Annotated in this window: 9 protein-coding genes; 4 read left to right on the forward strand and 5 right to left on the reverse strand. The window is 65.9% G+C overall.

Annotation, left to right across the window (positions count from 1 at the left end; genetic code table 11):
* Positions 1–12 precede the first annotated feature (12 nt).
* Genes ACKOED_RS05770 through coxB form a run of 5 tightly spaced genes read right to left on the reverse strand, consistent with a single transcriptional unit; the run spans position 13 to position 4,295 of the window.
* Positions 13–597, reverse strand: coding sequence for a cytochrome c oxidase assembly protein (locus ACKOED_RS05770; RefSeq protein WP_408915627.1), 585 nt, complete (start codon positions 595–597; stop codon positions 13–15).
* A complete protein-coding gene (locus tag ACKOED_RS05775; RefSeq protein ID WP_408915628.1) occupies positions 597–758 on the reverse strand; it encodes a hypothetical protein in 162 nt (53 codons plus the stop codon). The genes ACKOED_RS05770 and ACKOED_RS05775 overlap by 1 nt, the downstream gene beginning before the upstream one ends.
* Positions 755–1,711, reverse strand: coding sequence for a heme o synthase (locus ACKOED_RS05780; protein ID WP_408915629.1), 957 nt, complete (start codon positions 1,709–1,711; stop codon positions 755–757). Before ACKOED_RS05780 ends, ACKOED_RS05775 begins: the two co-directional genes overlap by 4 nt.
* Before the next feature lie 10 nt (positions 1,712–1,721).
* Complete coding sequence (gene ctaD, locus ACKOED_RS05785) at positions 1,722–3,371, reverse strand: cytochrome c oxidase subunit I (RefSeq protein ID WP_408915630.1); 1,650 nt, start codon at positions 3,369–3,371, stop codon at positions 1,722–1,724.
* A 21-nt stretch (positions 3,372–3,392) separates the two neighbouring features.
* On the reverse strand, positions 3,393–4,295 hold the full coding sequence (coxB, locus tag ACKOED_RS05790) for a cytochrome c oxidase subunit II (protein WP_408915631.1): 903 nt from the start codon (positions 4,293–4,295) through the stop codon (positions 3,393–3,395).
* Positions 4,296–4,574: 279 nt separating this feature from the next.
* Here coxB and ACKOED_RS05795 point away from each other — a divergent pair, with 279 nt between their 5' ends.
* The 4 genes from ACKOED_RS05795 to ACKOED_RS05810 all read left to right on the forward strand — a co-directional run bounded on the left by ACKOED_RS05795 (position 4,575) and on the right by ACKOED_RS05810 (position 8,711).
* Positions 4,575–5,234 carry an invasion associated locus B family protein gene (locus ACKOED_RS05795; RefSeq protein WP_408915632.1) on the forward strand — a complete coding sequence of 220 codons (660 nt, stop codon included), beginning with the start codon at positions 4,575–4,577 and terminating at the stop codon, positions 5,232–5,234.
* Between the two features lie 88 nt (positions 5,235–5,322).
* The gene (tldD, locus tag ACKOED_RS05800; RefSeq protein WP_408915637.1) at positions 5,323–6,750 is read left to right on the forward strand and encodes a metalloprotease TldD; all 1,428 of its coding nucleotides are present in this window, start codon (positions 5,323–5,325) and stop codon (positions 6,748–6,750) included.
* Between the two features lie 6 nt (positions 6,751–6,756).
* Positions 6,757–7,368 (forward strand): HAD family hydrolase, encoded by a 612-nt coding sequence (locus ACKOED_RS05805; RefSeq protein ID WP_408915633.1) that lies wholly within the window; start codon positions 6,757–6,759, stop codon positions 7,366–7,368.
* Positions 7,365–8,711: an MATE family efflux transporter gene (locus ACKOED_RS05810; RefSeq protein ID WP_408915634.1), complete on the forward strand. Its 1,347-nt coding sequence runs from the start codon at positions 7,365–7,367 to the stop codon at positions 8,709–8,711. The genes ACKOED_RS05805 and ACKOED_RS05810 overlap by 4 nt, the downstream gene beginning before the upstream one ends.
* The last annotated feature ends 127 nt before the right edge of the window (positions 8,712–8,838 follow it).

The raw sequence follows: 8,838 nt of genomic DNA on the forward strand, positions 1-8,838 counted from the left end.
TTCCGCTACTCCTCAGTTCGCGACGCTGCCGGAGGCCGCCTGTGGCGCCTCTGAAACAGCCTTGGGCTTGTCCACCGGATAGAAGGTGTAGGACAAGGTGATTTCCTTGATGCCGGCGGCGTCCGGATCGTTCAGCAATTCGGGATCGACGAAGAACGAGACGGGCATGTCGATCGACTGGCCGGGCTCCAGCAGCTGCTCGGTGAAGCAGAAGCACTGGATCTTGTTGAAATAGGCGCCGGCCTGCACCGGCGTCACGTTGAACACGGCGGTGCCGGTCAGCGGTTTGTCGGATGTGTTGGTGGCCTTGTAGAAGGCCAGATTCTGCTCGCCGATTTTGACGGTGACCGATTCCTGCACCGGGTGGAAGGCCCAGTCCAGGTTTGAGGACGTGTTGGCGTCAAACTGGATGCGCATCGTCTGATCCGCCGCCTGTTGCGGCGCCGCATCGGCGCGCTGGGTGGTGCCGCCGAAGCCGGTGACCTGGCAGAACAGCTGGTAGAGCGGCACCGCCGCGTAGGACAGGCCCACCATGCCGGCGGCAACACTGGCCGCGAGCAAAGCCACCCGGAGATTCTTCGCCGGATTTGGCGCCATCACAGCGACCTCTCGGCAACCGCGCTGCCCAGCCGCACCAGCGTGGTGATGAAGAACAGCGCCACCAGCCCGCCCAGGATCAGCGCCAGGGCGATGGCGCGCTTCTTGCGCCGCGCCATGTCCTCGGGCCCGAACGGCGTATTGGCGGCCGTGTCCTTCATCCGATCACCGGCGCAAAAGGTGCCAGGCCGAGCGCGCGCTCGGCAAGGATCAGCGCGAACACGATGAACAGCCAGGACGTGGAGAAGCCGAACAGCTTTTTGCAGGCGGCTTCGGCCTCCTGGCCGTCGCGGAGGCGGAACACCTGCCACGAATACCAGACGAACAGCGCGCCCAGCACCACATTGGCCGCCACATAGAGCAGGCCCACGGTGCCGGTCAGCGCGGGCAGCAGCGTCACCGGCACGAGGATCAGCGTGTAGATCAGGATCTGGCGGCGGGTTTCGCCGGCGCCCGCCACCACCGGCAGCATCGGCACGCCGGCGTTGGTGTAATCGGCGTTGATCTTCTTCCACAGCGCCAGGGCCCAGAAATGCGGCGGCGTCCACACGAAGATGATCAGGAACAGCGCGATGGCGCCAGCATCGATCGATCCGGTGACCGACGCCCAGCCGACCATCGGCGGAAAGGCGCCGGCGGCACCGCCGATCACGATGTTCTGGGGCGTGAGCCGCTTCAGCCACATGGTGTAGATGACGATGTAGAAGAAGATGGTGAAGGCCAGCAGCGCCGCCGCCACCAGATTGACCAGCAGGCCCAGCACCAGCACCGAGCCCACGGCCAGCGTCACGCCAAAGCCCAGGGCTTCCTCCGGAGTGACTGCTCCGGCGGGAACCGGGCGCTTCGCCGTGCGCCGCATCATCGCGTCGATGTCGGCGTCGTACCACATGTTGAGGGCGCCCGCCGCGCCGGCGCCCACGGCGATCGCCAGCAGCGCCACGAAGCCCATCCAGGGATGGATCGTTCCCGGCGCCGCGATCAGGCCGGCAAAGGCCGTAAAGATCACCAGCGACATCACCCGCGGCTTCAGCAGGGCGAAGAAGTCCCGCACCGAGCCCTCGCCGCCGCGGTGGGCGGCGGGAGCTTCGGCGATATGGGCGTTGATGTCGCTCATCGGTTTCGCGTTACTTGATGACCGGCAGCGTGTTGAACTGGTGGAACGGCGGCGGCGAGCTCAGCGTCCATTCCAGCGTCGTGGCGCCCTCGCCCCACGGATTGTCGGCGGCCTGCCGTTTGCGGCTGTAGGCCTCGAACAGCCCGTAGAGGAAGATCAGCACGCCGACAGCCGAGAGATAGGAGCCGTAGGAGGACACCATGTTCCAGCCCGCGAACACCTCCGGATAGTCGATGTAACGCCGCGGCATGCCCGCGAGGCCGAGGAAGTGCTGCGGGAAGAACACCAGGTTGACGCCCACGAAGGTGACCCAGAAATGCAGCTTGGCGATGCCTTCGGAGAAGGTGTAGCCGGTCATTTTCGGGAACCAGAAATAGTAGCCCGCGAAGATCGCGAACACCGCGCCCAGCGACAGCACATAGTGGAAGTGGGCGACCACATAATAGGTGTCGTGCAGCGAGCGGTCGACGCCGGCATTGGCGAGAACCACGCCGGTGACGCCGCCCACCGTGAACAGGAAGATGAAGCCCAGGGCCCACAGCATGGGTGAGCGGAACTCGATCGACCCGCCCCACATGGTGGCGATCCAGGAGAAGATCTTGACGCCCGTCGGCACCGCGATGATCATCGTGGCGGCCACGAAATAGGCCTGGGTGTCGGCGTCGAGGCCCACCGTGTACATGTGGTGCGCCCAGACGATGAAGCCGACGACGCCGATCGCCACCATCGCGTAGGCCATGCCGAGGTAGCCGAACACCGGCTTCTTCGAGAAGGTGGCCACCACCTGCGAGACGATGCCGAAGCCGGGCAGGATCAGGATGTAAACTTCCGGATGCCCGAAGAACCAGAACAGATGCTGGAAGAGGACCGGGTCGCCGCCCGCCGACGGCACGAAGAAGGCGGTGCCGAAGTTACGGTCGGTGAGCAGCATGGTGATGGCGCCGGCCAGAACCGGCAGCGACAGCAGCAGCAGGAACACGGTGACGAGGATCGACCACACGAACAGCGGCATCTTGTGCAGCGTCATGCCGGGAGCGCGCATGTTGAAGATCGTGGTGATGAAGTTGATGGCGCCGAGGATCGACGAGGCGCCGGCGATATGCAGCGCCAGGATCGCGAAATCCATCGCCGGGCCGGGCTGGCCGGTTGTCGACAGCGGCGGATAGATCGTCCAGCCGCCGCCCACGCCATATGCCCCGGCGGGGCCTTCGACGAACATCGACATCAGCAGCAGCGCCAGCGCCGGCGGCAGGAGCCAGAACGAGATGTTGTTCATGCGCGGGAAGGCCATGTCCGGGGCGCCGATCATCAGCGGCACGAACCAGTTGCCGAAGCCGCCGATCATCGCCGGCATGACCATGAAGAAGATCATGAGCAGGCCGTGCGCGGTCACGAACACATTGTACATGTGCTTGCCGGCGTCCAGCGCGGCGCCTTCCGGCGTGCCGTAGACCATGGATGCGAGGCCCGCGAAATACTGGATGCCCGGCTCCTGCAGCTCCATGCGCATGACAACCGAAAGGATCGCGCCGATCACGCCGGCGAAAATCGCGAACCACAGATACATCGTGCCGATGTCCTTGTGGTTGGTCGAGTAGGCGTAACGCTTCCACCCCGTGGGGTGGCCGTGGTCGTCATGGGCGGCGGTTGCGGTTGCCATTCTGATGTCCCCCGATCCTGATTACTTCTGCGCCAGCTGGCCGGCCGCGGCCTGGACGGCGGCGAGTTGCTTGTAGGCTTCCTCGAGCCCCGCGGTCTGCGCGGTCTTGGCCCAGGTGTCGAACGCTTCCTGCGACACGGCATGCACCTCGATGGGCATGTAGGCGTGGTCCTTGCCGCACAGCTCGGAGCATTGCCCGTAAAACACGCCCTCGCGCTCGGCCTTGAACCAGTCCTGGTTGAGGCGGCCCGGAATGGCGTCGATCTTCATGCCGAACTGCGGGATCGTCCAGGCGTGGATGATGCCGTCCGGATCCGAGGTGACGATCAGCTTCACGATCTTGCCCACCGGCACGATCACCGGGTTGTCGGTCTTGAGCAGATAGGGCACGTCCGCCTGCTTGGCCGTTTCCATGTCACGGGCGCGGTCATCGAGGCTTGCGGTGAAGGAGACCTTGGCGGAGCCGTCCTCGGTGGTGCCGAGGTCCGGATATTCATAGGTCCAGTTCCAGCCGGGATTGCCGATCACCTTGATCGTCATGTCGGAGGCCGGAATATCGCGCTGCAGATAGAGCAAGCGGAACGACGGCACCGCGATCACCACGAGGATCAGGATCGGGATCACCGTCCAGAGCACTTCGATCATCGTGTTGTGGGTGGTGCCCGAGGGGACCGGATTGGCCTTGGCATTGAACTTGACCATGACCATCAGCAGCAGCGCCAGAACGAACAGAGCGATCGCCGTGATGATCGGCAGCAGCAGCCCGTTATGGAACCAGGTGATGGCCTCCATGGACGGCGAGGCGGCGGGCTGCAGGCCCATTTGCCAGGGTTTCGCGTAGCCCTCGATGGCCAGCGCGTCCGGCGCGCCGGCAAAACCCGCGGCGAGCGCTGCCACAGCTGTTCCTATGTAACGGAAATTCATCGCTTTGCTCTCCCATATGGACCTTGCGTCAACATGCAAGGCGGCGGGGTCAGATGTCGCCTGAAACGCCTTCTCCAATGGGTCTGTGAACCACATTCGGAAGCCCGCCGCAACGTGGGCGGGCGCGGCAAAACGTCGTGCCGCAAGGCCTTGCAGTGGCGGACGGAATTCTGCCCCATTCCGCCATCAAGAGCCGAAAAAACGGACCGTCAAAGCCGGTTGTCTAAGACCGTGACCGGCGCTAAACCCGCCGAATCGGAAACCATGGGGTAACCATCCGTGCGAATCACCTTACAACCGCTGCGCTGGTTCACGTTCGCCGCCGCGAGCCTTACGCTGGGCGTGTGGCTCGGCGGACTGGCCGTTGCCCAGGAAACTCAGAAGCAAGACGCCCAGACGCAGTTCGGGCCGCGCGCCAACAAACAGGCCGGGCAGACCGCCGACCCTGGCCAGCCCGCCGCTCAACCCGGCCAGCCGCCCGCGCCCAAGGTGGAAATCATCGCCGAGAACGGCGCGTGGAAGGTCACCTGCGAGACCCCACCCGCGGCCGAGGGCCAGCAGCCGCAACGCCAGTGCGGCATGGTGCAATCGGCGAAGAACGAGAAGAACCCGCGCGCCCAGCTGACCCTGGTTCTGGTCAAGGTCGCACAGGGCGACAAGACCGGCTTCAACATGCGGGTGATCGCACCGATCGGTGTGTTCCTGCCCACCGGGGTGGCGCTGGAGATCGACGGCGAAGCGGTTGGCCGGGTGCCGTTCACGCGCTGCATGCCGCAGGTCTGTATGGCCTTCGCGGAAGCCTCGCCCGAGACGATCGCCAAAATGAAGAAGGGCAAGGAAGCCAATTTCATCATTTATGAAGCGCCGGGCGTGGGACTCCCCATGAAGCTGTCGCTGGAGGGCTTTTCAGCCTCGCTCGCCGAACTCGAAAAAACCTGAAGGCGGACGCGGCCGTTGTGGGCTGGCGCAAGCCGCCGGCCTCGCCTATCTTTATAGGCGACTGTTGTCTGACCAGAAGGTTTCGCCCGTGCCCGCTGACGCCACCCTATCGCTCCTCGATTCCGCCGATCTCAGCCGCCCGCAGGCGGAAGCCATCGTCGCCGGCACGCTCAAGGGCGCCGAGGACGGCGAATTATTCCTCGAAAAGCGCCAGACCGAAAGCCTCGTCTGGGACGATGGCAAGCTGAAATCGGCGAGCTTCGACGAATCGCAGGGCTTCGGACTGCGCGCCGTCCGCGGCGAGACCGCCGCCTATGCCCATGCCACCGAGCTCTCCGAAGCCGCGCTGAAGCGCGCCGCCGCGGTCTGCCGCAGCGTGACGGCCGGTGGCGAGGTGAGCCATGCGCTGGAGCCGGAGCGCACCAACCGCAAGCTCTATGCCGAGGCGAATCCGGCGGAGGCGATGGGCTTCGCCGCCAAGATCGCGCTTCTCGAAAAGGCCGATGCCTATGCCAGGAGCCTCGACCCGCGGGTCCGCCAGGTGTCGGTGTCGATGGCGGCCGACTGGCAGGCGGTCGAAATCCTGCGGGCGGATGGCGCTTCCTACCGCGATGTGCGCCCGCTGGTGCGCTTCAACATTTCGGTGACCAGCGCCGATGGCAAGGACCTGGGCCAGGGCAGCCATGGGCTGGGCGGCCGCGGCGAGCCCTTGTCCTATTTCACCGATGACATCTGGATGGCGGCGGCCCGCGAGGCCTTGCGCCAAAGCCTCGTGGCGCGGGAAGCCCGCCCCGCCCCGGCGGGCGAAATGGATGTGCTGCTCGGTCCCGGCTGGCCCGGCATATTGCTGCATGAGGCGGTGGGCCACGGGCTCGAGGGCGATTTCCACCGCAAGAAGACCAGCGTGTTCACCGGCATGCAGGGAAGCCGGGTGGCGGCCAAGGGCGTGACCATCGTCGATGACGGCACGCTGCCGGACCGGCGCGGTTCGATCACCATCGATGACGAGGGCACGCCGTCGCGCCGAACGACGCTGATCGAGGACGGCATTCTGGTTGGCCTGATGCAGGACCGGCTCAATGCCCGGCTGATGGGTGTTGCCCCCACCGGCAACGGCCGCCGCCAGTCCCACGCCCATGCGCCGATGCCGCGCATGACCAACACCTATATGCTCGCGGGCAGCCGCGAGCCGGAGGAAATCCTGCGCTCGATCAAGCGCGGCCTGTTCGCCAAATCCTTCGGCGGCGGCCAGGTGGACATCACCTCGGGCAAATTCGTGTTCTCCTGCACCGAGGCCTATCTGATCGAGGACGGCAAGATCACCATGCCGGTGAAGGGCGCCACGCTGATCGGGGCCGGTGCTGACGCGCTCACGCGGATATCGATGGTCGGCAACGACATGGGCCTCGACCCCGGCATCGGCACCTGCGGCAAGGACGGCCAGGGCGTTCCCGTGGGCGTCGGCCAGCCGTCGTTGCGCATCGACCGGCTCACCGTCGGCGGCACGGCGTCCTGATCGCCCATGAAACCCGCCGTCGTCATCTTCGACATGGACGACGTGCTCTGCCGCTACGATCTGGGCCGGCGGCTCCGGGCGCTGTCGCGCCTCTCGGGCCGCATGCCCCGTGACATCCGCGCGGCGATCTGGGATTCGGGCTTCGAGGACGAGGCCGATACCGGCGGCTACCCTGACCCGGATGACTATCTACGGGAATTCGGCCTGAGGCTGGGCTATCCGATCAGCCGGGACGCGTGGGTGGCGGCGCGGCGCGAGGCGATGACGCCCTGGCCCGACCTGCTGGCGCGGGCCAGGCAGATCGGGGCCGAGGCGCGGCTCGCCATCTACAGCAACAACGGCCCGCTCACCAAGGCGAGCCTTGCCGAACTCTTTCCGGGGCTCACTGAAATCTTCGCGGAGCACTATCATTCCTTCGAATTCGGCGCCAAGAAGCCCGATCCGTCCAGCTTCAGGAGCCTGTTGCAGCGCATGGGCGTCGATGCGGCGCATTGCTGGTTCATCGATGACAAGCGCTCCAACGTGACCGGCGCGCGGCTCGCCGGGCTCAGCGGCCATCATTTCACCGGCCATGACGGCGTGCGGGCCGAAGCCCGCAAGCTCGGCTTTCCGGTATGACCGCCTCCGCCGCTCCCACCGCCAGCGCGCCCTTCGTCACCGGCTCCACCATGCGCCATGTTGCGGTGATGACGCTCACCGGCGCGGTGGGCCTCATGGCGCTGTTCCTCGTCGATCTCATCGACCTGTTCTTTCTGTCCTTGCTGAAACAGACCGAGGTGACGGCGGCGATCGGCTATGCCGGCACCATCGTGTTCGTCAATCTCTCGGCGGCGATCGGCTCCGGCATCGCGGCCGCCGCGCTGGTGGCGCGCAACATCGGCGCGGGGGACGTGACAAGGGCCCGCGAATACGCCACGAGCGCGCTGCTCTTCGCGCTGATCATGGCGGCGGCGATCACCCTGATCATCGCGCTGGGCTCCGGCCCGCTGCTCAACCAGATGGGAGCCTCGGGCGAAGCCAAGCGCCTCGCCCAGCTGTTCATCTGGACCATGACGCCAGGCTACATCCTGGTCGGCGGCGCGCTGTGCTGCTCCTTCATCCTGCGCGGCATCGGCGATGCGAAGCGGGCCATGTACATCACGCTCTCCACGGCGATCGTCACGATCTGCGCCGACCCCCTCTTCATCTTCGGACTGGGCCTCGGCATCCAGGGCGCGGCGATCGCCACGGTGCTGGGCTATCTCGTGTCCTTCGGCATCGGCCTGCATGGCGTGGCCAGGGTGCATGGCTTCCTCAACCCGCTGCGCTTGGGCGGCCTCAAGCGCGATTTTCCGGCGCTGTGGGCCATCGCCTATCCGGCCATCCTCACCCAGCTCGCCGCCCCCTTCGCCAACGCCTATATGACCTATGAGATCGCCCGCTTCGGCGACGAGGCGGTGGCGGGCTTCGCCATCGTCGGGCGGCTCATTCCGGTGGCCTATGGCGTGATCTTTTCGCTCTCCGGCGCGGTGGGCCCGGTGATCGGCCAGAATTTCGGCGCCAGGCGGCATGACCGGGTGCGCCAGACGCTGACCGACGGGCTGATCTTCTCCGCCCTCTACACGCTGGCCGCCTCGCTCATATTGTTCGTGTTCCGCCACCAGATCGCCGAGGGCTTCAACGCCGCGGGGCGCAGCGTCGATATCGTGGTGTTCTTCTGTACCTTCATCGGCATCAGCTGGGCCTTCGCCGGGGCGCAATTCGTGGCGAATGCCGCCTTCAACAATCTCGGGCGGCCCAAGCTTTCCACCCTCTTCAACTGGGGCAAGGCGACGCTGGGCACCATTCCCTTCGCGCTGCTGGGGGCCAAGCTGGGGGGGCCTGAGGGGCTTCTGGTGGGAACCGCCATCGGCTCCGTGGTGTTCGGCATCGCCGCGGTGATCGCCGCCTACCGGATCGTCAGGGTGGCGACGTCTCAGTAGGCGAAATCGCGGAACACCCGCCTGACGTCGCCGTGCCAGCCGCCGTGATAGAGAGCGAGCAGATTTTCCGCCGCCGTCTTGCCGGTGGCCACGATCTCGTCGAGCGGATCGAGGAAGGCCGCCTCGG

The organism is Aestuariivirga sp., assembly GCF_046093005.1.
In the GTDB taxonomy this organism is placed as follows: domain Bacteria; phylum Pseudomonadota; class Alphaproteobacteria; order Rhizobiales; family Aestuariivirgaceae; genus Aestuariivirga.